Source organism: Spirosoma migulaei (assembly GCF_054776855.1).
The window spans coordinates 50,313-73,128 of record NZ_BAAHBG010000036.1; the positions used below are offsets into that span (position 1 = coordinate 50,313).

Below are 22,816 nucleotides of genomic sequence, written 5' to 3' on the forward strand. Positions count from 1 at the left end.
TATGTCTTGTTTAGCAAGTTCTCAGATCATTTCGAAAACCTTCACAATGGGAAAGTGCTGGTTTTTCACCTTTATACAGCTATCGATGGACATACCGGTAACGCCAAAAAATAATACTTTACGGTACTATATACAGATGAATCGATTGTTAATAGTACTCAGTTGGTCGTGGTTCATTACTAGTTTCAGCTCATCCTGTAGCCGTCCTGTTGCGCTTATTCAGCGTTCTAATACAGCTTATTATACGTATCGTACTAATCTAAGCGCGGCACTAGTAACGAGATTACCAACTGATTCATCTAGTTTCGTAACCAGATTTTCTGAACCAACGCTTGTTGACAGATCGCTTTCAGATACGGGCAGTCACACTAATTATCCCCTTACTGCTTCAACAATCAATAAAAATAAAAGACTAAAAGCCCCTTCAACGACTAATTTAGCAGATGGATTAACTCAAAATATGAGTGCCCCACAGCCTCTTACCAGGGTTAGTCAACAAGCTCTGTTTGATCAGTTAAAACCGAAACAATCAAACGGTTCACTCCAGCAGCCTACGGCTAAGAGAAAATTTTTAAATGCGGCCATGCTATTCTTGGTAACCGGTTTTTTGTTTATCTTTTTTTCAAAAGGGGGGTTGAGAATACTTGGAATCAGTTTACAAGTTATCGGTGTTGTTCTTATCATTTTAGGCATTAAGCTCAAGTAATTCTCATTGGTGGCCAGTTTTTAAAAACAACAAATGCAAAGTCTAAAGGCAGTCCTATAGAAATTCCTATAAACCTTTAATTTTAAGTATGGATTAAAGATCATAAGATAGACTGAACGGTCGTTTCCGTACTGGCAAGCTGTACCTTTGCACTGGGTAGGGGACTTTCATTACTGCGGCTGACTGTTCTCACGCTGATCAAGTTACATTACTATCCGTACCTAAGGTTGAATACTCATGTTGGCTAAACGGCCTGCTGCGACTTTTACATTTGGGCGCGAGGTGGCAAAAAACGGTAAAAATACCCTTCGATTGTATCTACTCTGAACTACTAGCAAATAATTTGCGCTCAAAAATACGAATGCCACTATCATCAAGGACTGATATATTCGGCTCTAGTGAAAGAGTGGTCTTGCTTACCCAAGATCATGCAATAAGCCCAAAACTCACAGAAGTATGACTACGGGTACTCTTCCAACTTTAAAAATGAACATGGCTTCTGTAGCAGATATAAAATTGCTGCCCAGTAACCAAACGGTTTTTTACATTTCAATAGCCTTGGGCATTTCTAAATACCTCTCTACTGCATCATCAAAGCGTCCTATTTTAATCGATAATTTGCCCTTGTTGTTCAATGGTACCCGCACTATCACTCTATTTTCGGTCGGGCCACACAAGCTTTAGTCCAACTAAAGGCTAGCTTAAGCTATCTATTGAACTCATAATCTACTATCAATGAATAGCTTGCGTCGAGACCTACCGATTTAAAAATCGTCCACGAAAACCTCCCTTTGTTTAAGCTATGTATAAGTTGATAGGTTAGTTAGCTGACAAAGCAGGCGTAAATCCCAATTTGGCTAAAACGCCTTCATACGAACTGACCCCTTCAAAGGCTACAGCCCCGTTAATATCTGGTTCGTCGTCCTCGTCTAGGGGTGCCACAAAGGCCGTAGACTTATTTTCGGCAGATGCTGGAATCAGGCTTACAGCTACTTTCGTAACAATCGTCTCCACACGCGTAAATGTATCTTCATCATCTGGATGAGGAATCCGAAAGACCCATAGGATAGGAGCTGGAAGTTTGTAGTAACTATCCATAGTCCCATCGGTACCTAGGTCAATGCCTATGGGAATAAGATCTTTGAGTGTATAAGGATCAGGCATAGTTAATGACTATAGGGCCTATGTAAAGCTAGTAAGTGACTGACGCTTTTTTCTAAAAGCAGAAATGCCTAGCTTCGAGTACCATGTAAGCATACATTTTATTAATTCGTTTTTTTTATCCGTGGTCGCTTTGTTCGAGGTGGCTTAGGGAGTTCAGTGGGTGCTGGTTTAATTGGCTGATTTAGGGGCGCTTTTTCGGTATCCATTTTTCGGGTTGTATTTTGATCCTCAACTCCGTTTTACTTAGTAGAGTTTTTTCAAGTTAGGATCATTCTGCTGTATCGTCAACCTGTTGATATACAGTTGAGCTAGGGGAGACACAATTGTACATTTGAAGTATACATTTTCTCAATGGACAGCTACGATAGTATTATTCTAGCAACATGCATACCCCTCTCCTACTCGAATACCGATCAACTAATTGTCGGTGTATTTTCTAAATAAGACAGTCCGCTTGTATCTTTCAGTGAGTTAGACTCTGGGATCAAATCACAACCGGTCGTAAATTTGCCGCTTCGGCCGGCCGCCTGTTTGGTTAAGCCCAATATACCCTCATTTTTGCGTAGGTAGGCGGGCAAATAAGGCAGGACGCAAACAGGTTAATGCCCAGGCGAGGATTAATACGTATCGTTCATGTTGCTTCAGGTCGACGTTGGAACGATCGCTGACCGATAACATCAGCCACATCAGCATGACACCACTGATCAGCAGAGGCCCGTAGCTATTCGGCAGATAATTGAACATTATTGATAACCGGGTAAGCACCAGCCAGGCAACCCAGAAATTAGCGCAAACCATTGCATATAGTGCGCTAGTGTATAGGGTAGTACCTACTAAGTTGTCTGGCAACACATTGGCTACTAAATACATCATTCCCCAGGCACCGGCTAAGATGATAACCATCAGACAAGCGGCCAAAAAAGAAACAATTCGTTTCCTGGCTACGTCGGGAAATTCATAATAGCGTTCAGATTTACCTAAAGTAAAGGCAACAAATTGACAGAGCTGTTTAAATAGAAAGGTTTCTTCAGAGGGTTTCATCAGATGCGCTAATAAGATACATTTGAACAAGTTAGCCAATTAACATCTTGACTAAGTGGCCTCCAAAAATTCTAATCAAACGGTTCCTACTTATTCTGTTTCCGCATCCTCAGTATTCTCCTTTTCTACGGCTTCCACAAATTCTTTAGTCGACACGATTTGTGCGTAAGGCTCATCAAGTATTTCTTCGGGTTGCAACTCTGAACTTGGTTCTGGTGAATGTACTTTCATTATATCCATGATTTAGGTAAACTTCATAAAATACATCGACTCAATCGCCAGCTGACCATAGTAACAAGGTCATTAATTCTTACCTTTTTTGGTGCCATTCGGAGCTGGTAACTGGTTCGCACCTGTCGGAAAGAAGACACTCTTACGCATATACGCATCATGCTTATCGCGGCTCACCTGGCCCGAGCTTATGTAGCATTCGGCAATACAAAAACGGTTTAAGTATTCTGGCGTATTCAGGATTTGGTGCTTTTCATCGGCCGTAAACTGGCTGTAATAATCTCGCAGACTGGCGTGCGCAAAAATCTGCTTTTCTTCCGAGGTATAATTACTTACCGTCTCTAAGGCTTCCTTCAACTTGTGCTTGGCCGTTTCTTCGATTTCCTGACTGGCTTCGAGCGAATTGACTTCTTTAAAGGCAATCGTGAATTCGAGTGAACTGACTTTTCGGCCGACTCCCAATGTGACATATGATACATCCAAATCCGTGAATTTGCTGATTTGCTCCATTGCAGGCTCTAAAATTCGAATTCGGATGTTAGAGAATTCTTCGTAGGATTTACTAGTGGCACCCATAATTTCTTTAAATGCATTCAGATCAATCACCCACTTTCCCCGCCAGGCATGCCGGGATAGATACGAATACAATAACTGCGCGTATTCGCTGGTTAGTTTTAGGGCTGCATACAGTTCAAATTGCGCAAAGTTATTGCCTAGCTCAAGAAATCCTGGAATTAGCAGTGGATGGAGTTGCAACATGATGACGCCTTTGCCCCGTATGTATTGAGCGGTAGGAAATACAGTTAAATGCGTATAGACGCCTTCCTCCGTCTCCCAGTCAACGGCGCGTTTACCCAGCAATTTTATCATGTCCTTGATGTAGGTCACGCTCCATTTCACGTCATTGGCAATAATGTCTGACGAATGAAAATAAAAGGTCAACGCGCCATATGGCTTAACCTGATCTGGGTTTCGATACTGAATGTTTCGAATCTGATTCAATACCAACCAGTACAGTCTACGTTCCAAGACAGTCAGATGCATAAGCGCATGTAACAGGCGCATAGGCTCACGTACAATTGATTTGACAATAAGTTCATTGGTATGAGCCGAATGCAACCCAAAAGATAGACTTTTCGTGTTTGACTTTTTGACGGTCTCACTGTAGAAATCAATGGCTAGCTGATTATTCTCTTGAGTCACTTGTTGATGCCGTCCTTTCCGGGCCGTATTTCTTGAGGGTCGGTCGGGGAGATTAGAAGGTTGCGTTGGCTCAGACATAGTCTACAAGGTTAGAAGCAGTTAAAAACAAGGTCTTTCGTACTGACTAATAAGCAAATGTAAGCTAACGAAGTAAGATTACAAGAAGGCAAGCCATGTAAGGATAACATTTTTGCTGAGCATTTAGAAGCTTAATGAAATTTAGTTTAGCGATGCATTTTCATTTTATTTTACAACTTCATTTTAATTAATTCTCTTTCGTAAAGGATAGCCCTCAATAGCTAAAGGCATCGTGGTCTAGTTTCCAGAATGAAGCTGTATGGGTGCGTAAAGGCATTTTTCGCCTGTAATTCTTGATCAATTCGTAGCGGATTTGTAAGGATAGGTGGCTATAAATAGTAGCGGATTTGTAAGGATAGCAAATGATATTCTGGCATGCATATACTAGTTTAATTTGAAAATTAGTTTAATGGCTATTAAATAAATAAAATACAAATTTTTGCCCGGTATAAATGCTGAAATTGTCGCCTGTTGTGATGAGTTATGGCCCTGAAATTACTAACAAACTTGGGTATCCCGAACAGAGCAAATTTGTAAGGGAATGGAGCAAATGAACTGAAAGTTTTGCTAATAAAATGCTGATTATGAGTCGAATAGTAAGTAAATCTATAGGCATCTGACCAGTTGATCTCTGAGCTTCACCATTTGGAGCGGATTTGTAAGGGTAGTAGTAGATTTGTAAGGATAAACAGCTCAAATAGAGCGGATTTGTCAGGGAAAAGTAGCGGATTTGTCAGGATAAATGCAGTGGATTTGTAAGATTTGTTAGCGAATTTGTAAGGTAAAGCAGTGGATTTGTAAGGTGAAGTAGCGGATTTGTAAGAATAAGGCGTGATAAAAAGCTAATCATCAACTGGTTAGGCCCCTCCTATTGTCTATCATATCCATTCGATAGAAAAAAAAAGAATATAACTATCTATAAATAATGGATTGTTCGGTTTTTGTGGAAATAAAAAGAAAGTAGAAAAATCTAAAATAAAAGAAATCGGATTAGCTATTTGTATATACGAATCATTTATTTACTTTTATAGTAAATAAAGCATCCACATTTCCAGCTTATACTGATGCCTAGAAAACCCGCCAAACGCAATGACGAAGCGCCACTCGATGGCCTGCGCACCGTCCTGAAAACCCAGGCTGTTACCCTATCTCCCGGAATCAACCAAATTAGCAATCCGCCCCCGACTGATCCCCAATTAGAGTACTACTTTATTCCCATGCAATATATGAAGCAGTATCAGGCCTACAACCGGCCTGGTAAACCTCTGAAAAACCTGAAACTCGTCAATTATGACAAGCCAGCCATTTCCCTTTCCTTTTTTTACAAGCATAAGTACTCTATTGAACGAAGTGTTACTCATGGGGATGTGGTGCAGCACATCAAAAATTACCGCGATGAGTTGCTAAACCGATCTCTGATGGAGCAGCTCAGCGTGAGTCAGTTGAAAGAACTCAGAGAAACCGACGAATTGCTGCGTACCGTGAGGGAGCAACCCGATGCTTACCAGGCCTGCTTTTCCAATTATCACCACAAATATTACTATTGGTATTGCACCTACCGCTATTTTGATGATCTGGCCACCATGAAGACTACGACTAGTAGCGAACACTTACTCAAGCACACCGAGCGAGTTGGCCACGAGGTGCATGAACGGCTCAACATCATTTTCATTGATCCCGAGTACATCAATGAAGCGGTGCCTCATGATCACAAATTAATTGACCGGGAGCTAAAAACCTTTCCGATTCAACTCCGACAAGGTATTACAACCCTCTATCTTCGGGAGGTCTGAGAACAAACAAGAAGTACGTTTAAAATTGATAACTGGGTGTCATAGCAATTGATAGATAACCTACAAACTACGTTTTGACAACCTTTTCACGATGGATCAGCCATGCACGAGTTTTTGACCTACTTTCTGAGCCATATGCCTTCCCCTGAGAAGTGGATGGCCTTCCTATTAGTGAATATCGTAGCCTATTTAGCCGCCAGAAATACGGTGCTTCGCCGGGAGCGACAACTCGAAAAGAAGGCATATACCGAGCAACTCGAGCGGCTGGAGGCAGAGCGATTATTTCACATCCAATTGCAACAAGAGCAGGAACAACTCCTCAAAGAGCACTGGGTAATGATTCAACGGCAGGCCAACCAACTCGATGAGTTAAATCAACAGCTCCATGGCCTCAAGCAACTACATCTCAATTGATGGAAACGCTGAGGTTTGGGTGCAAGAGTAATTCGGCGCGTAGTGTTCCGCTAGTCATTCTACACGAGGATAGCCAACCACATTGTAATAACACTTAAAGTTTAGTGGCCTGTATTTTAGCCGTTCGCAGCATTTCCTCAGCGACCTCTATCGCTTCGGGATGCCCGTGCCGCTTTAATTTCTCGACATAGCGTTCATAGCGGGCGAGTACAGTCGCTACGCTGAAGCTTTCCCGGATCACTTGCAAGGCGTGATATTCGGCCGGCAGAATGGACACCAGCCGGGGAGACAACTCCACAAAGACCAACGGAATATTGATTGGAAACGTAACCGTATCTACAAAAACTAGCCGACCAACGGCATAGGCATTCAAGGCAATTTCTCTCTCTATCATAGAATTCTATAACGAAAAGAGCGTAGCCAATAGGATGTGAAATAGTCGTTATTTGTATTATATATAACAAAACTGTATTATAGCGGTTTCTTGCTTAATTTCCAACACCGCTATGATCGTATCTGAAGACCGTATTGCTGTTCATGATGTGTTTCGCGTCCGGGTCCAGCGCAAATATGCCATCCCCTTTTTGATGGACTATGTACAGGCTGGTTTCCCCTCGCCCGCCGAAAACTATATTGAACGGGTATTGAGCCTGGATGATCTGTGCATCTATCATCCTGAAGCCACGTACTTTATTCGAGTCGGCAGCGATAGCATGCTGGGAGACCGTATCGACCGGGGCGACTTTCTGTTGTGGGACGCTTACTATTGTTCGCCCGAAGTCACGCATGGCAAAATTGTCGTCGTTCAACTGAGGGAAGATTTCGCCGTTAAGCGCATTAACTATGTGGATCGTAATCAGTTGATTCTGGAATCCTCCAACCCAAAGTATCCACCCATCTACGTCCATAAAGGCGATAAATTCAACGTGTGTGGTCGGGTTACCTTCGCCCTTCAAAAACTAATCTAGCGATGCTCTACGGCCTGGTTGACGCGAATGCCTTTTACGTGTCCTGTGAACGCAGCTTCCAGCCCCGACTGGAAGGCAAACCCGTGATTGTGCTCTCGAATCGCGATGGTTGCGTTGTCGCTAGGTCCGACGAAGCCAAGGCCTTAGGCATTAAAATGAGTAAGCCTTTATTCGAATATAAAGAACTCATTGAGACGCATAACGTGCAGGTATTCTCCTCCAATTATGCCTTAGTGGGGGATATGTCCCGCAGACTCATGAGTACGCTCACCCACTTTGTGGACGATGTGGAGGTGTATAGTATTGACGAAGCGTTCATTCTGGCCGATGGGTATGAGGGGATTTATCCCAGTGTTCGAGGCCTGGGTGAATCCATCCGACAGACGGTGGCTCAGTGGCTTCGCATCCCCGTATCTGTCGGGTTTGGCCCTACCAAGACGCTGGCCAAGGTGGCCAATAAACTCGCCAAAACGCGGCCTGAATTGGCAGGGGTCTGTGTCCTGGACTCACCCGAGTCTATCAATAAGGCACTAGCGGAATTTCCCGTCAGTGAGTTGTGGGGTGTTGGTAGTCGTTATGAGGGTATGCTCAAACGGAATGGGATCGAAACGGCCGCACAACTGAGAAATCTGCCCGATGATTGGGTACGGCAATTTATGACCGTCAATGGCCTTAGGCTGGTTCACGAACTCAGAGGGACACCCTGCAAGATGCTGGAGCTAAGCCAACCCGTTAAGAAAAGCATTTGTACTGAACCGGGGTTTGGCACTTTGGTACCCGACCTGGAAACGTTGACGGATGCCTTAACATCTCACCTGTCCCGCTGCTGCGAAAAGCTTCGAAAACAGGATTCACTTTGCGGGGCCGTCACGGTGTATCTCAAGACGAACAAGTTTCGCAAAACCCCTGGTAATGGGTTGCCCGCTAGGCAGTATCACAGAAGCATAACGGTCGAATTACCCCACCCGACAAACAGCACAGCCGATCTACTAAAATACGCTGTTAGTGGACTCAAAGCCATTTTCGCCTTTGGCTATCAGTATCAGAAGATTGGGATTATGCTCACCGATTTGGTGCCTTTCGACTACCGGCAGAAAGGGGTATTTGTCGAAGGGCCCAACGAGAAAATGCTTCAATTGTTTACGGTGGTTGATCGGCTGAACCGGCGTTATGGTCAGGATAAGTTACGCCTGGCTAGTCAGCACTACAATCCTGATTGGCCAATGAAACAAAAATACTTATCGCCTAGATATACGACTCGCTGGGAAGATATACTGGAAGTAAAGTGAGCTTACCTTGACCTAGTTATGAACCGAGTTATTGCGCCCGGAGACCGGGTGATCGTCATACCCGTCAAAAAGGGCATTACGCGTAGACCCTACAAAGCGACGGTGATTGCCTGGATGTCATCGGGCAAACTTAAAGTCCAGCCCGATGAGGATAAACGCCAGAGCTCGAAACTAGTGAATAGTGACGATGTAAAGAAGTTGGCCGATAAACAACCACCATAGCCACGGACAAACCAATGTTGGTAGCCTTGCCAGCTACTCTTGATTTAAATCCATGCAGAAATCAAACAACCCCTAAAGACTACAATGACACAAGTACAGATGAAAGAGGTTTGGGCCCGGAAAGTAGCCTTGCAAACCGCCTTGAGGGCTTTAGCCGATTTACCAGAAAATAAGCGGGCTATCTCGGAATTGAAAGAAGGGATTGACGCCTGTAATACGGAGTTAGTTTCCGGTACGTATAAGCCACCCTTGATAGTTAATTAATTGAAACCAGATAAGTCCGACCCATTTTGCCGTTTAGACCTATGTAGGCTTCAGGTCGTCTTTTTTATACGGGGACGTTTGGGTCTGGGTGGCTTGGCAGGTTGTGGAGGAGTTGACAGAGTTGGAGTTGGTTTATCCGGGTTCATGATCAGGTTATGTTCAGTCACGCTAACCTGATTACAGCCTATATAGTTTAGACAAACTAGGGTTCGGCTGACGGGTATTTACTCGTAGTTGGGCTCAACTGAGTCGACTAATCATGGGCGAGCCGTATGGGTTTTTTAGTACAGTGTAACTCCCTTTTCTGAGCTTTAACTGGCTAAATTGGTAGCATGAGCCAGTCAAGTTAATTAATTGAAAGATTAAACATAAAGCCCTTGTTAGTCAGCGATTTACCTATTGTAAATACCTGCTTTATTACGCCAATTAAGGCACTATCCAGCTTGATTTAGGGTTATACTAGTAGCTATAAGATACCAATCGTATGTACTGTATAAGGTGTGGTGATTTAATTCCTGAAGCCCGGCTGAAAGCGCTGCCAACGGCCAAAACCTGTGTCCATTGTTCACAAGCCGGGCGGGTAGCGGGCTTTCCCCTTATAACGGGTAAAACCGAGTATTCTGCTCTTCAACTCGTATCACAGGCTGACGCCCAACAGCTGCATAAAATGGGAGCCCGACGAGGCACTGGAGCCTCTACGTATATGAAGCGCGAGAAGCGGAACTAGGATCGGCTAGCTGCTACTGGTTTTGCTCTCGATCCCGCCTACTGTCGGCTAACTCCTCAACGAGTTGGCCGTTTTTATTGAATTCGGTTGAGGTTGGAAGACGTGAATCCCATACGATTGGGTCGCTGTGCCGCATCTTACCGCACGAGTGGCCCAGATAATTCCTCACCGTGGGGGGTGTTTGCCGTTGCGCCAGTCAGCTGGAGCGCTACGCAATGGCAAACACCCCACTATAGAAATAAAGTGCTAAATAAGGTCTCTCCTGTTTCTGGGCATACAATAAACCGCTTAGACAGGCGTTTTATATCTGTTACGTTACTTCAGCCCCATTGGTACAACCCGTGGGGCTTTTTCGTATTCTTTACTACTAATTATTTCTAGCATGGAAGGCGTGTCTGATCAACTCCCGGCTCAACCCGAGCAACCAGTTCCTGAGAAAATGCGACCGTCCGCGGCTGCGGTTTGATGCCGCTAATGATTTTCTGACGATCTGTGATCGGTTGTCAACTGGTTATGACAGTGGCTACTACTGGGAAGATGTCCAACGAGCCTTGCGCATTGCCGCTGGCTTAGAAAAGTGGCCCAGTTAAATCTCCTTCTACATTAACGTATCCTTCCTCGCACCCTCCCCCTTCATTGCTATTAAAAAGTAGCCTAACTTATAAATTAATCGATTTGACTATCCTTATAAAAGCTTATAAAATGTCGACTAGTGGATTTAACATTTATTAAACGAGGGTTCAATAAATGAGCCTTTAATGAGAATAGGTTCTATCCGCCCCAATACATACGTCCGTTTATAGTGTAACAAGCAAGTCAAATAAGGATTTTCTACATGACTATTCGATTGTCATATATTTGTAATCCTTTCCTTTGACAATCAATGGCAGAACGATTCCGTATTCTTATTGTCGATGACGAACCCGATGTAGCAGATGTTCTCAACCGAGCGGCTACACATACATTTCCCGAAGCCGATTTCAGCTACGTCAATAGTTACAGAAAAGCGGTTGCATATCTAGATAATTTGAATGGAATGGGGCCTAAGTTAGTACTGCTCGATATCGACTTACAAAGCTCATTAAACGGATTCGACTTTCTATCGAAACTGCGGCAACACCCAAAAGGCCGCGCAATACCCGTTGTCGTACTTTCCTCTCACTCATCAAAAGAAAAGTGTGATGAAGCCTTTTTGCTGGGAGCCAATGCCTTCACCAGCAAGCCGTTCTCTTATGCTGATTGGAAATCGTATGTCGCCCAGCTACGCACCTATTGGTTTGAGACAGTCACAATACCTAAGCTGTATTTCCACAAGGATGATGAATAGTTATACAAACCTACTACCAACATCATACAATTGTAAAACTACCAACTAGCCGTCTTTTTAAACGCCCCAATTATGTAGCAGGTATATGAATGCTACTTCGTCTCACTCGGGAGGGTTTGTTGAGATTAAGTGAATAGCCTTTTCTAGATTGATCCAAGAGCCTACTGGCCATTGTTGCTTACGGCATCAGCTAAGGCGGGCAATTCTTTCCCGATAAGCATTCATGGCTAGCCTAACTGGATCCGTTCCCCTTAAAGCTCGTATGCATTAAATTCTGTACCACCACCTACAAAATCGGATCGAACCTAAGGTAGAATTGGCTATGTTTGTCTACTGATAAATTTGTTAGCTATGAGCGACAAGCAGCCCTTTGAGATTTTAGTTGTCGAAGATGATCAGCCAACCTTTGACTTGCTGAAACGACTGGGGAGCCAGCTATTCCCCGAAGCGCTATTTACCGGAGTAGTATCGGCCAAAGAAACGTTTGATTATTTGACGCGTCAGCCCGCTCAGTTGCCCAGGCTAATCCTATTAGATATCGACCTGGGCCAATCGGTTACGGGTTTAGCCCTGCTGCCCCAATTACGCAGGCACGTAAAGGGACAAATTCCCATCATCATGCTGACCGTTTCGGACAACCAAACCCATATCCGCCAATCGTATGATACAGGAGCCACGGCCTTTACCAGGAAGCCGACGGATCTTTCGGGTTGGAAGCACTACATTCAGCAGTTGAAGCAGTAATGGTTTGAAATCAATACACTGCCTTCTAAGGATCAATTGCCGCCATCCTTTTATCGCTTTTTGTCCAATTAGGGTAGGCTATACCGGCTTGCCTTAGCGGGGCTGGCTACCCGATCCCGCATTTAAGCGCAGTTGAATCGGGTTAGGCTGGTGTTTTTTTGTTGGGTTTTAGCAGGCTCCGCCAGCAGGTGCTGACGGCGGCTAAGACCTCATTTAAGGAGGCGTAATCGGTCGGCTTGGTTAAAAAGGCTTCCGCCCCTATAGCCAGGCACCGGGTTTTGTCCTGATGGTGATCCGAGGTGGTGAGCACGACGACGGGAATAGACTCCCAGTGGGCGTGTACTTTCAGGATTTGTAGGGTCTCAAAGCCGTTCAATACGGGCATATTGAGATCCAACAGAATCAGTGTGGGTAGCCTGGCGTGCGGATGTTGCTGAAGATAGCTGATCAGCTGCTGGCCATCCATGAACAGCCGTAGTTGACAATCCGCATGGGGAGCCAGCGCTTGCTGGGCTAAAAAGCGATCATCCTCGTCATCATCGACCAGGTACACCAGTTGAGTCATCGAACGATAGGTTACGGCTGATGACAAAAATACACTATTTTATTTATAGTCTTACCCTGTTGTCGTCTGTATAGGTAGGATAGCAACTAGTGTCGTATAAGCCCGATTCGTGCCGCGTTTTTACAGAAAGGCATTCGCTCCTAAACGGCTTATCCTCTTGTTCTTAGCAGGAATTTTATAGATTTTTGTGGCTATTCATCATCTAGTTAGAAACGAGGAACCATAACTTTCATTTTTAACGATGGGCTCCCTTATCTGGATTGCCGAGGATGATCAAGATGATCAGCTATTGCTCCTCAGCTTGAGCTTACCTTTTTAGATGACGGAACAGATCTGGTTGAGTTGGCCAAAACGCAACCTAACTTACCAACTCTGGTCACCATAGACATGCAAATGCCCCAGCAAGGCGGTCTGGAAACCTTGGACATTTTACGGTCAATGGTTTCCTTTGAAGCGATTCCCATTGTGTTGACCAGTACCAGTGAGCCTGAACTGTCGTTGGCGGATTTATATCAGCCCAGGCTCTGCCAAACTCACCTAAACAACACCGAATCAGTCAACCTCCAAGACAATCCGTCCACTCCGTTTAGGGCGGTTAGTAACCGGCTGCCCTTTTAATTCCTGCCAGGCCTCGGTAGCTTGACTTAAGGAATAAACGTTACCCATATGAATCCTCAGGTGCCTTGTATCGATCAGTTGTGCGATGTGAGATAAGCCATCTCGGGTGGGATGAAGTTCCACAAATACGGCATGGATACCGTAGTGGGTCGCTAACGTCGACGAAACTGGCTGGTTAATAGCCACTAGGTAACCCCCTTTTTTGATGACCCCATACGAACGCGCTTGCATAGAGCCTCCAACCAAATCAATGACCACATCGACTTCGCTGATTCGGGTTTCAAACCGTTCCATGTGATAGTCAATGACCAAATCCGCCCCTAGTCTACTGACCATTTCGTTCGTGCTGGCCGAAGCCGTGACCATAACCCTGGCTCCGGCCTGATGAGCCAACTGAACGGCATAGGTGCCAACCGCACCGGCTCCCCCGTGAATCAAAACCGTTTGACCTTGGCTAAGATGCCCATACTCAAACAATACCTGCCAGGCCGTTTCGGCCGAGACTGGAACCGAAGCGGCTTCGACGAAGCTTAGCGTACGTGGTTTAGGGGCAATCTGATCTGGGCGAATGACAACATACTCGGCATACGTACCACTGTGCGTGCTGGTGCCGTACACTTCATCGCCGACGGCGACATTTTTTACGTCATTGCCCACTGCTTCGATGATGCCCGCAAAATCGTAACCGGGAATCCACGGAAAGGTAAGTGGAAACACCTGCTGCATGACGCCCGATGCTTTTTCGTAATCGATGTGATTAACCCCAGCCGCTCGAATGTGTACCAGTACTTCATCTGGTTTAGGCGTAGGTTTATCTACTTCCTGGTATATCAGGGCCTCAGGTGTACCGTAGCTTGGCAAAACAATAGCTTTCATAGTCGTATTAATGTTTAGTTATAAGCCGCCAGCCATTTGGCTTTGGTCGCTGCGCGAGCGGCAATAAATTCTTTATCCGTTCCCTGGGCAATGGCATCCAGCGGAAAGCGTAAGGGGCGCGTCCCTTTTTTCATCGTGATCAGTTCCAGAATGCCGTCAGCGATCGTTTGTGGATTCATCTTAAACTGGGCCATTTTGCCAAACAACGATTGGCCAATGGCATTGAACTTCTGAGCCGCCGCATCCCCATAGTCAGCCGTTATGGCCGCTTTATCCGAATTAACCCCAATTTTAACACCGGTATTCATTTCCGTCGGGTAAACACCCGACTGGATACTGACGTTTTCGATACCATAGTCGCTTAGCTCATCCTGAAGGCCCTCGGTAATGGTTTCCACCCCGAATTTTGACGCCAGGTAAGGTACCATAAAGGGCAAGGTATGGCCGCTGGCGCCAGTCGTAATGTTAATGATCAGTCCATTTTTCGCTTTCCGCATACTGGGCAATACAGCCTGATACGTCCGAACAACCCCATAAAAATTAACCTCGAACATGGTCCGAATCTGCTCCAGCGAATAGGCTTCAAACAGGCCAAAACCAGCCACGGCAGCATTATTGATCAGCACATCGATACGGCCATGTTTTTCCAGCGTTTGGGCAAAGGCGTTTTGAACAGAAGCATCATCCGTGACATCAATGTCGACCACCTCAATGTTAGGAATGGCTGACAATTCCTGAGCAACGACTTGATTTTTGCCGGTAGTTGCACGCATGCCAGCGATAACTGAGTAGCCAGCATTGGCTAAGGTGAGTGCGGTTAATTTACCGAATCCGGTACTGGTACCGGTAATGAAAATGACTTTTGACATGGTTCGTATTCGTTAATTTCTGTGCTGTTTGCACGTTGCAAAGGTGGCCTATTAGCCGAGCTTGGTCATTGATCTATCGTAAGAAAGAACTTGATCTAGATCAATTAAAGGAGAAGGGTAAATTGACTAATGGGAAAGTGAGGATTTCACCAAAAGGCCGTTACGCTTGCGAGTAACGGCCTATATATCTTCTAAAAGCGTTTTCGCCTTTACGACATGGGTAGCGTCATTGATTAAATTTGGCCAATGGCGATTGTGATTTGGCCTATATTCCAATGTTAGTTGTCAGCTTCTGGCTGCCTGTGCTCTGATGCGGCTCAGCGTTTCAGGGGTTATGCCTAGAAACGAAGCAATCATACTTTGTGGGATACGTTGCGCAAAAGCCGGATACGTGCGGACAAAATGCTCGTATTTTTCCTGCGCGGTATAACTAATGGCCGCCTGAATTCGGTTTTGGGAGACGACGAAGCTTTTCTGAAGAATCGCATTGACCATCTCATTAAAAGCCGGAATTTGCTGCGAGATTCGTTGGAAGTTTTCCTGGGTAATAAGCACCACTTCACTGTCTTCGATGGCGTCGATATTAAACCGGGATGGCTGCCCCGATAACAGACTTTCGCGGTCGCCAATCCACCAGTTTTCAACCGCAAAACCGATGACATGTTCCAGTCCTTTCTCATCAACGGCATACGAGCGCATACACCCTTTGGCGACAAATGCATTGTAGATCCAGACGTCACCTTCCTGAAGCAAGTATTGTTTTTTACGCAGCTTTTTGAGGATACTCATGGTGCGTATCCAATCGGCTTCAGAGTCGGATAAAGGGATTCGTTGACGAAGGTAGTGGACGAAAATCTCAAACATAGCGTTTCTAATGCCGGTCCTACCATGAACCAGTCTGTTTGGCAAAGAACGGTTATTTTCCGACTCTTTGAGAAGGTATGACAACTACCCCAAGAGCTTTCATAGACATTGTCTAGTGACGCTAGGCGTTACTCTATCCTCCAGAAGTAACAAACTAAAAAAGCTGCCATTATGTCGAATGGCAGCCGTATGCGACTGATAACATTTGTGAGTTATTTATTTAAACGTGAAGTTCGCCATTGTGCTCCTTCGTCTCATGGGGGAGCATTATTTGAGATTTTAAAAAGCAAGGGTTACTGATCAAAAAGGACCGCTGCTGATCAGTAACCCCATTAGCAACAAGTCAAGATTGGCTCAAGCCAAGTAGACAAAGAATGAGCCTTGGCTATTCGATCAGAAGTTGGTAGGCCACAAAATGCTTGACGCCAAACCGGGCATACCACTGCTCAATCGGCACTTGACTTTGAGCCAAAGCACAGTATAAATAATACCCGTCTTTTTTATAGGGTAGCGTGTAGACTAAAAACGTAAATTTCTTGCCCACCGGAATCTTGGCCTTCCCCTGGCTATAGGCTAAGATATCTGTTCGAAAACTGTACTGACCCGCTTGGCCAGCTTCCGCCTTGTACTGCTTGCGCTGACCCACGCGGGCAAAGCGGAAAAAGGCTTCCAGCGTAGTGGCGTCGAGGGCTCGTGCATACACATCAAACGACAACTTCCCGCTGGAGTCCAGTTGAAACAGGTCCTGACGGCTGGTTAGATTCTCTTCCGGCTGGGCCACCCCGTGTCGATACTCCTGAGCGGTCAGTTTAAAGAACCTACCCTTTAAGCCAGGATCACTCAATTCGAGGTGATGTTTTTCAACGCCTATAAACGACATCAGTTCCTGGAGTTCGGTGTTGGCCGAACCGTATACCGCTTTCACCGCCGTACTATCACTACGCTGAGCCAAGGCCCAAACCGGTAGGTGAAGGAGTAACCCTAGAAACAGCCCTAGTCGGATGAAAAGCAGACCAGGACACCATAAACCGGCTGGCCAGGGGTTGAGAGCAATCGATTGAAACCCAGTAGATATGTGGATCGGACGTTGGCGGGGAGTGGTCATAGCTTTTTTTGACAAACCACGACCAAAAAACGCACCGACTAAGTTAACCCCCGTTAAGCAAGGTTAATTAAGGTTAATGCCAGGCTTGGCTAGCCCAAAATCAGTTATCTTCCCCAGTGAAACAGCCCTTAAACTTGATCTTACTACTGATGGCCCTGTGTATAGCGGGCATCATTGGCTTGCAACTCTTCTGGAATTATCAGAACTATCGAGCGACCGTGACCTCCTTTCAGCATGAGATTAATCAAACCCTCATCCAAGCGGTGGATCAAGAAACGGCTCAGCGCCGTCAAGCCCTGATTGGGCAAGTGAAGCACTGGCTAGCCGACACCTCGTTCATTCAAATTACCTGTGATACCAAGAATCAGGACAGCAGTACGGTCTTCCACATCAATGATCGATACCCTAAGTTTAAAGGCAGTTCCGGTTTCACCTTTGGTATTGTTTCGTTTAAGCGCAAACTCAAGCGCTTAAGCCCGTCGGTCAAAACGATGGTGATTAATCACTTTGCGGACCGACGGCTTCGCCAGGATTTGCAAGACGGGATGATCTACTACTATACCCCACGGCTGGGGGAACGCTTAGCCAGGGCTTGGGATCAGAGTCATGTGCAGTTGAGCCAGTTAAATCGAATTTATCGAAGCCGACTCGTGGCCAACGGGATTGACGCCCCGTTTTTTCTATCGCCCACTCGCCAGGGCGGTAGTGGCTATTGGACCCAACCTGTGCCTACGTCCGCTCAAAAACCAGCCAACCAGTGGGTGCGGGCTCGGTTTGAGCCGCCGACCGATTACTTTGTCAAGACCATGAAATGGGTTATCCTGAGCACCTTTCTGCTGGTAGCCATTAGTTTGTTCTGCTTTGGTTATACCGTTAAGACCTTGCTCTCCCAACACAAATTAGCCCAGTTGAAGGATGATTTTATTAATAACATGAGTCATGAGCTCAATACGCCATTGGCCTCCATCAAGATTACGGCTGAAGCCCTGAAATCCTTTAACTACCCGCCCCAGGTGCAACAAAACTACCTCGATATTATTACCTACCAAACCGACAAACTGACGGGCTTAACGGCCCAAATCTTAACGGCCAACCGCCGAATCTCCTTGGCGAACGAGCCCTGGCAGATAATGAGCGTAAGCCAGCTCCTGGAGCAGGCCATTCACGAGCTACCCCTTCGCCACCCTCTTCCGGCAGCCTGGGTTAGCTATCAGCCTCCACCTGAGCCCGTGTGGGTGAATACACGAGCCACGAGTTTAATGGCCGTGTTTACCAATCTGCTGGACAATGCCCTCAAGTACGGCTCCACTCATCCCCAACTCACCATCCGTCTAACCACAAAAAACCGGTGGGTTGACATTAGTTTTGCCGACAACGGCATCGGCATACCGCTTGAGTATCGAACTAAAATATTCGATCCCTTCTTTCGAGTGCCTTCTGGAAATGTGCATGATGTAAAAGGCTATGGCTTAGGCTTAAGTTACGTGCGGCAAGTCCTGCTGGAGCATGGGGGCTCGATCCGGGCGGAAGCCAATGAGCCGTGTGGCAGTATATTTTTCATTCGTCTACCGCTACGCTGATGGAACAAGCCCATATTCTCTTGGTGGAAGATGAGCCGTTTCTGGCTCAGGTAGTGGCCGATAGTCTGGAGCAACAGGGCTACCAAGTTACCCATACGGGGGATGGCCAACAGGCTTTTGATCTATTTAGTAGTCATCGCTTTTCCCTCTGCATCGTCGATGTAATGCTACCGAGCAGCGACGGGTTTAGTTTGGTCCAGCAAATCCGTCAGGTGAATAAGATCATTCCGATCTTATTTCTGACGGCTCGGACGGCGACCAAAGATTTGATGGAAGGTTACCGCAGTGGGGGGAACGATTACTTGAAGAAGCCATTCAGTCTGGAAGAACTGTTTCTGCGCATCCAAGAATTGCTAAAACGCAGTTCTCCCCCCAGTACGGGATTAGTAGGCACATTGCTAATCGGCCGCTACCGCTTTATGACTCACCAACAGACGTTACAGCTCTCGGATCATGCCATCATCCGGTTATCGTACCGGGAAGCACAACTCCTTCAACTGTTATACGATCATCAAAACCAGGTTTTAGCGCGTCGGCACATTTTACTTAGTTTATGGGGTGATGATAGTTACTTTGAGGGGCGGACCCTTGACGTCTTCATTACTCGATTACGGAAGTATTTGAAGGAAGACCCGTCGGTTGAAATTCTGACGTTGCGGGGCGTTGGCTACCGGTTGGTTTGTTGAGCAGGCTACTAAACTAATCAACGATGGTTCATTAAACGCCCGAATTATTGACACGACCTCGTCTCAATTGGGAGGGTATTTTGAGAATAAGTACTCTGAGTGACAACGTTACATACAGCCCGCTTTTTGCCATTTTTATCATGAATTAATATAGGCCGTTTATAACCACGCTTTTATCCATTCATCCGGATTCTTACCCTGACTGCCTTAGCCTGTATTCAGTAGTCAGCGTCCAATCATGGACAGCAAATTGTCCGTTTCTGGACAGACTCAACAACCTTTACCTTGTTTTAAACCCGTTAAAAGGCATTTTTAGTTTCGGCATCCGATTTGATCTAAGATATTGTATCTAATTGAATCAGATAACATTCCATGAAAAAGACGGTATTGGGCGAACTCGAAGAACTCGTGTTACTGGTGGTGGCTACCAGCATCGAGGACGTGTATGGGGTGCCCGTCCTGGAAGAGCTCCAACGGCAGACCGGGCGCAGCTTCACCATCAGCGCTGTGCATACCACCCTGTACCGACTCGAAGAAAAAGGCTTTCTGGCCTCCTCAGTAGGCGGAGCCACTCCCGAGCGAGGAGGGCGCAGTAAGCGGCTGTTTGCCCTGACGGCCGAAGGAGGAAAAGTCCTGCGGGAGATTCAGCAAATGCGCACTCGGCTCTGGCAGGCAATTCCAGAGGGTAAGTTTCAACTGTTGGGCCTATAAGCTTTTTCTACAGTCATGGCTCGAAAGCTTCCTTCTCCTCAACCTGAACGCTCCTCCCCGCCCCGCTGGGCCGATTGGCTCTTGGAGTGGTTTGTAGCTCCCCACCTGTTGGAATACGTACAAGGTGATTTACAAGAGGTGTTTTACAAACGGCTCCAACAGGTAAGCCCGGTCAAAGCTAGGCGGGAGTATGGCTGGGCTGTTTTACAATGTCTGACGCCCTTCTTTTATAAACGAAAACCAACGACCGGAGTGCCGTACCATCGACGCTTCGATCAATATCCCAAGCCTACTATGACTGACCTGTTACAAAACTATGCCAAAACTGCTTGGAGAAGCTTAGTGAAAGACCGCTTCTCGACCGGGTTAAATTTACTTGGATTGTCGACGGGCTTGGCCTGCGCTTTATTCATTTACCTATGGATTAGCGATGAAATCCGGGTTGATAAATTCCATCAACAGGATAGCCAGCTCTATCAAGTCATGGAAAATCAGCAAAACAGCCAGGTCATTAAAACCGTCGAATGGACACCGGCTCCGCTGGCGGAATCTATGCTAAGCGAACTACCCGAAGTTCAGCAATCCGTTACGGTTATGCCGGCTCATTTTTTTCCAGAGGCTGTCGTTTTCGTTTCGCCAAGTAAACCGGTAAAGGCTAAACCTCAATTTGCTAGCGCTTCTTTTTTTGATGTATTTTCCTATAAACTCCTCCGTGGCAATAAGAATCAAGTACTCACCGATAAAAATGCACTCGTTATTTCTGAAGAGTTGGCCAAGCGTCTATTCGGCTCCTCACAGAATAGTCTTGGAAAAGTGCTCAATTGGCAACTATTAGACTGGAAAGGGCGAGGTCGTATTGCTGGAGTCTTTGCCAATACTCCATCGAATTCAACGCAACAGTTTGATCTAGTCTTGCCTTTTGACACGTTCATGGATCTGCTACCCCGCTTCAAAAATAATTGGCAGGCTAGCAGCCCCAGTACGTATTTGCTCTTGAAGGGTACTACGAATAGGAATCTATTTAATCAGAAAATAGCGGATTTTGTCAAAACCAAAAATAAAGACTCAAACGTCACTTTATTTATTCGAAAATATTCTGATCAGTATTTGTATGGCACCTATCAAAATGGCCAACAAGCCGGTGGCCGAATTGGCTATGTCCGTTTGTTTGCGATTGTGGCCTTATTTATCCTCGCCATTGCCTGCATCAACTTCATGAATTTATCGACCGCTAAGGCCTCCAAACGGCTGAAGGAGATCGGTATCAAAAAAGCAATCGGGGTCAGCCGAAACCAATTAATTTATCAATATTTAGGGGAGTCAATAGCTCTATCGATGCTAGCTATGTTGATGGCGATTACTCTGGTAGTCGTTCTGCTACCGATTTTTAATCAGATTACCGAAAAACAGATTGTTCTTACGCCTACCCTAAATCAGACTCTAGTTTTTCTGACCATCTCTTTGGTTACGGGTTTGGTTGCCGGAAGCTATCCTGCCTTGTATCTGTCTTCGTTTAATCCTCTTTCCATTCTAAGAGGCCAAATCAAAAGCTCACTCGGTGAAGTTTGGATTCGAAAAGGCTTAGTTATTTTTCAATTTACGATCTCGATCATCATGATTGTGGGCGTATTCATCGTTACTGACCAACTGGCCTTTATTCAATCGAAAAACCTGGGCTACACCACGGATCATATTATCTATTTTCAGCCCGAAGCCAAAGCAGCCGAGAATATAAATGATTTTATCTCGGCACTAAAGCACATACCGGGCATTGTGAATGCCTCTAGCACGACCCATTCCTTAAAGGGAAGTTATATGACGACGAGTAACCTCAACTGGCCAGGGAAAAAATCAGGTGAGGAAATTTCGTTTGAAGATCTAGAAGTAAACTACGATATGGTCGAAACCTTAGGGATGAAGCTGGCAAAAGGACGAAGTTTTTCGCCTTTATTTGGCAGTGATCACGCTAAAATTCTGTTAAATGAAACAGCCATTTCAGCCATGGGTTTGAAAGACCCGATCGGAAAAGTAATCGAACTGGGTGATGAGAAGAAAGAAGTCATTGGGGTAGTGCGCGATTTCCATTTTGAATCCCTTCATCAATCGATCAAACCCTTGTTGCTGGTGCTCAATGATCAGAAAGCAAGGCTAATTGTCGTTAAACTGAAAGTGGGAAATGAACAAACCACGCTAGCGAATCTGCAACGATTTTATAAAGCGTATAATCCAGGTTATTCGCTTGAGTATACATTTCTGAATGATGAATACCAGAAACTGTATGTAGCCGAGCAGAAGATTTCGGTGTTGTCCCGTTATTTTACGGTTCTGGCCATATTTATAACCTGTTTAGGGTTGATCGGTTTAACGGGTTTTACGGCACAAAAACGGCAAAAGGAGATTGGTATCCGTAAGGTAGTTGGTGCTTCAACCAGTAGTATCGCCTTTCTGTTATCGAAAGATTTCTTGATCCTGGTGTTGATGGCCTGTTTGATCGCCTTCCCGATTTCCTGGTGGGCCATGAATGGCTGGCTGCAAAGCTTTGCCTATCGTACCACGATTCATCCCTCCCTCTTTTTGTTAGCGGCTGCCTTCATACTTGTGATTACGCTATTGACGATCAGTTTTCAAAGTATACGAGCTGCCTTATTGAACCCCGTAAAAAGTTTGCGTAGCGAATAACCCAATCGATCAAGACTCAAAAGCATCGATCAATCGTCGATGCTTTTGGCAGTTAGGTATGTCGCACCAAACGCCCGTTTAAAGAGATGCTT

General features: G+C 45.6%; 24 protein-coding genes. 14 read left to right on the forward strand and 10 right to left on the reverse strand.

The window, feature by feature from the left end:
* Positions 1–136 precede the first annotated feature (136 nt).
* Positions 137–706 carry a hypothetical protein gene (locus tag ACYVGO_RS32665; protein WP_460972934.1) on the forward strand — a complete coding sequence of 190 codons (570 nt, stop codon included), beginning with the start codon at positions 137–139 and terminating at the stop codon, positions 704–706.
* 819 nt (positions 707–1,525) lie between these two features.
* Here ACYVGO_RS32665 and ACYVGO_RS32670 read toward each other — a convergent pair.
* From ACYVGO_RS32670 to ACYVGO_RS32685, 4 genes are all read right to left on the reverse strand, one after another.
* Complete coding sequence (locus ACYVGO_RS32670; RefSeq protein WP_460972935.1) at positions 1,526–1,870, reverse strand: hypothetical protein; 345 nt, start codon at positions 1,868–1,870, stop codon at positions 1,526–1,528.
* Between the two features lie 552 nt (positions 1,871–2,422).
* Positions 2,423–2,911, reverse strand: a complete 489-nt coding sequence (locus ACYVGO_RS32675) for a hypothetical protein (RefSeq protein WP_460972936.1) — start codon at positions 2,909–2,911, stop codon at positions 2,423–2,425.
* A 90-nt stretch (positions 2,912–3,001) separates the two neighbouring features.
* Positions 3,002–3,142, reverse strand: coding sequence for a hypothetical protein (locus ACYVGO_RS32680; protein WP_460972937.1), 141 nt, complete (start codon positions 3,140–3,142; stop codon positions 3,002–3,004).
* Positions 3,143–3,214: 72 nt separating this feature from the next.
* On the reverse strand, positions 3,215–4,423 hold the full coding sequence (locus ACYVGO_RS32685; RefSeq protein ID WP_460972938.1) for a replication initiation protein: 1,209 nt from the start codon (positions 4,421–4,423) through the stop codon (positions 3,215–3,217).
* A gap of 1,064 nt (positions 4,424–5,487) precedes the next feature.
* Between ACYVGO_RS32685 and ACYVGO_RS32690 the strand changes: the two genes are divergently transcribed.
* Positions 5,488–6,216 (forward strand): hypothetical protein, encoded by a 729-nt coding sequence (locus tag ACYVGO_RS32690; RefSeq protein ID WP_460972939.1) that lies wholly within the window; start codon positions 5,488–5,490, stop codon positions 6,214–6,216.
* Between the two features lie 102 nt (positions 6,217–6,318).
* Positions 6,319–6,630, forward strand: a complete 312-nt coding sequence (locus ACYVGO_RS32695; RefSeq protein ID WP_460972940.1) for a hypothetical protein — start codon at positions 6,319–6,321, stop codon at positions 6,628–6,630.
* A gap of 94 nt (positions 6,631–6,724) precedes the next feature.
* Here the strand turns inward: ACYVGO_RS32695 and ACYVGO_RS32700 are convergent, their stop codons facing one another.
* The gene (locus ACYVGO_RS32700) at positions 6,725–7,024 is read right to left on the reverse strand and encodes a hypothetical protein (RefSeq protein WP_460972941.1); all 300 of its coding nucleotides are present in this window, start codon (positions 7,022–7,024) and stop codon (positions 6,725–6,727) included.
* 112 nt (positions 7,025–7,136) lie between these two features.
* Here ACYVGO_RS32700 and ACYVGO_RS32705 point away from each other — a divergent pair, with 112 nt between their 5' ends.
* The 7 genes from ACYVGO_RS32705 to ACYVGO_RS32735 all read left to right on the forward strand — a co-directional run bounded on the left by ACYVGO_RS32705 (position 7,137) and on the right by ACYVGO_RS32735 (position 12,171).
* Positions 7,137–7,598, forward strand: a complete 462-nt coding sequence (locus ACYVGO_RS32705; protein ID WP_460972942.1) for a LexA family protein — start codon at positions 7,137–7,139, stop codon at positions 7,596–7,598.
* Between the two features lie 2 nt (positions 7,599–7,600).
* On the forward strand, positions 7,601–8,887 hold the full coding sequence (locus ACYVGO_RS32710) for a Y-family DNA polymerase (protein ID WP_460972943.1): 1,287 nt from the start codon (positions 7,601–7,603) through the stop codon (positions 8,885–8,887).
* An 18-nt stretch (positions 8,888–8,905) separates the two neighbouring features.
* Positions 8,906–9,109, forward strand: coding sequence for a hypothetical protein (locus ACYVGO_RS32715; protein WP_460972944.1), 204 nt, complete (start codon positions 8,906–8,908; stop codon positions 9,107–9,109).
* An 84-nt stretch (positions 9,110–9,193) separates the two neighbouring features.
* A complete protein-coding gene (locus tag ACYVGO_RS32720) occupies positions 9,194–9,373 on the forward strand; it encodes a hypothetical protein (RefSeq protein WP_460972945.1) in 180 nt (59 codons plus the stop codon).
* Between the two features lie 484 nt (positions 9,374–9,857).
* Positions 9,858–10,100, forward strand: coding sequence for a TraR/DksA family transcriptional regulator (locus ACYVGO_RS32725; RefSeq protein WP_460972946.1), 243 nt, complete (start codon positions 9,858–9,860; stop codon positions 10,098–10,100).
* Between the two features lie 883 nt (positions 10,101–10,983).
* A complete protein-coding gene (locus ACYVGO_RS32730; protein ID WP_460972947.1) occupies positions 10,984–11,427 on the forward strand; it encodes a response regulator in 444 nt (147 codons plus the stop codon).
* Between the two features lie 351 nt (positions 11,428–11,778).
* Positions 11,779–12,171: a response regulator gene (locus ACYVGO_RS32735; protein WP_460972948.1), complete on the forward strand. Its 393-nt coding sequence runs from the start codon at positions 11,779–11,781 to the stop codon at positions 12,169–12,171.
* A 142-nt stretch (positions 12,172–12,313) separates the two neighbouring features.
* On the opposite strand, the gene ACYVGO_RS32740 is transcribed toward ACYVGO_RS32735, so the two are convergent.
* The 5 genes from ACYVGO_RS32740 to ACYVGO_RS32760 form a co-directional block, all read right to left on the reverse strand.
* The gene (locus tag ACYVGO_RS32740; protein WP_460972949.1) at positions 12,314–12,736 is read right to left on the reverse strand and encodes a response regulator; all 423 of its coding nucleotides are present in this window, start codon (positions 12,734–12,736) and stop codon (positions 12,314–12,316) included.
* Positions 12,737–13,288: 552 nt separating this feature from the next.
* Positions 13,289–14,230: an NADP-dependent oxidoreductase gene (locus ACYVGO_RS32745; protein WP_460972950.1), complete on the reverse strand. Its 942-nt coding sequence runs from the start codon at positions 14,228–14,230 to the stop codon at positions 13,289–13,291.
* Between the two features lie 14 nt (positions 14,231–14,244).
* A complete protein-coding gene (locus tag ACYVGO_RS32750) occupies positions 14,245–15,099 on the reverse strand; it encodes an SDR family oxidoreductase (RefSeq protein WP_460972951.1) in 855 nt (284 codons plus the stop codon).
* 285 nt (positions 15,100–15,384) lie between these two features.
* Positions 15,385–15,963, reverse strand: a complete 579-nt coding sequence (locus ACYVGO_RS32755) for a Crp/Fnr family transcriptional regulator (protein ID WP_460972952.1) — start codon at positions 15,961–15,963, stop codon at positions 15,385–15,387.
* A 385-nt stretch (positions 15,964–16,348) separates the two neighbouring features.
* Positions 16,349–17,068 (reverse strand): hypothetical protein, encoded by a 720-nt coding sequence (locus ACYVGO_RS32760; protein ID WP_460972953.1) that lies wholly within the window; start codon positions 17,066–17,068, stop codon positions 16,349–16,351.
* A 134-nt stretch (positions 17,069–17,202) separates the two neighbouring features.
* On the opposite strand from ACYVGO_RS32760, the gene ACYVGO_RS32765 reads away from it, so the two are divergent.
* The 4 genes from ACYVGO_RS32765 to ACYVGO_RS32780 all read left to right on the forward strand — a co-directional run bounded on the left by ACYVGO_RS32765 (position 17,203) and on the right by ACYVGO_RS32780 (position 22,724).
* Positions 17,203–18,648, forward strand: coding sequence for a sensor histidine kinase (locus ACYVGO_RS32765; protein WP_460972954.1), 1,446 nt, complete (start codon positions 17,203–17,205; stop codon positions 18,646–18,648).
* Positions 18,648–19,334 carry a response regulator transcription factor gene (locus tag ACYVGO_RS32770; RefSeq protein WP_460972955.1) on the forward strand — a complete coding sequence of 229 codons (687 nt, stop codon included), beginning with the start codon at positions 18,648–18,650 and terminating at the stop codon, positions 19,332–19,334. Before ACYVGO_RS32765 ends, ACYVGO_RS32770 begins: the two co-directional genes overlap by 1 nt.
* Before the next feature lie 372 nt (positions 19,335–19,706).
* On the forward strand, positions 19,707–20,045 hold the full coding sequence (locus ACYVGO_RS32775; protein WP_460972956.1) for a PadR family transcriptional regulator: 339 nt from the start codon (positions 19,707–19,709) through the stop codon (positions 20,043–20,045).
* Between the two features lie 15 nt (positions 20,046–20,060).
* On the forward strand, positions 20,061–22,724 hold the full coding sequence (locus tag ACYVGO_RS32780) for a permease prefix domain 2-containing transporter (protein ID WP_460972957.1): 2,664 nt from the start codon (positions 20,061–20,063) through the stop codon (positions 22,722–22,724).
* The last annotated feature ends 92 nt before the right edge of the window (positions 22,725–22,816 follow it).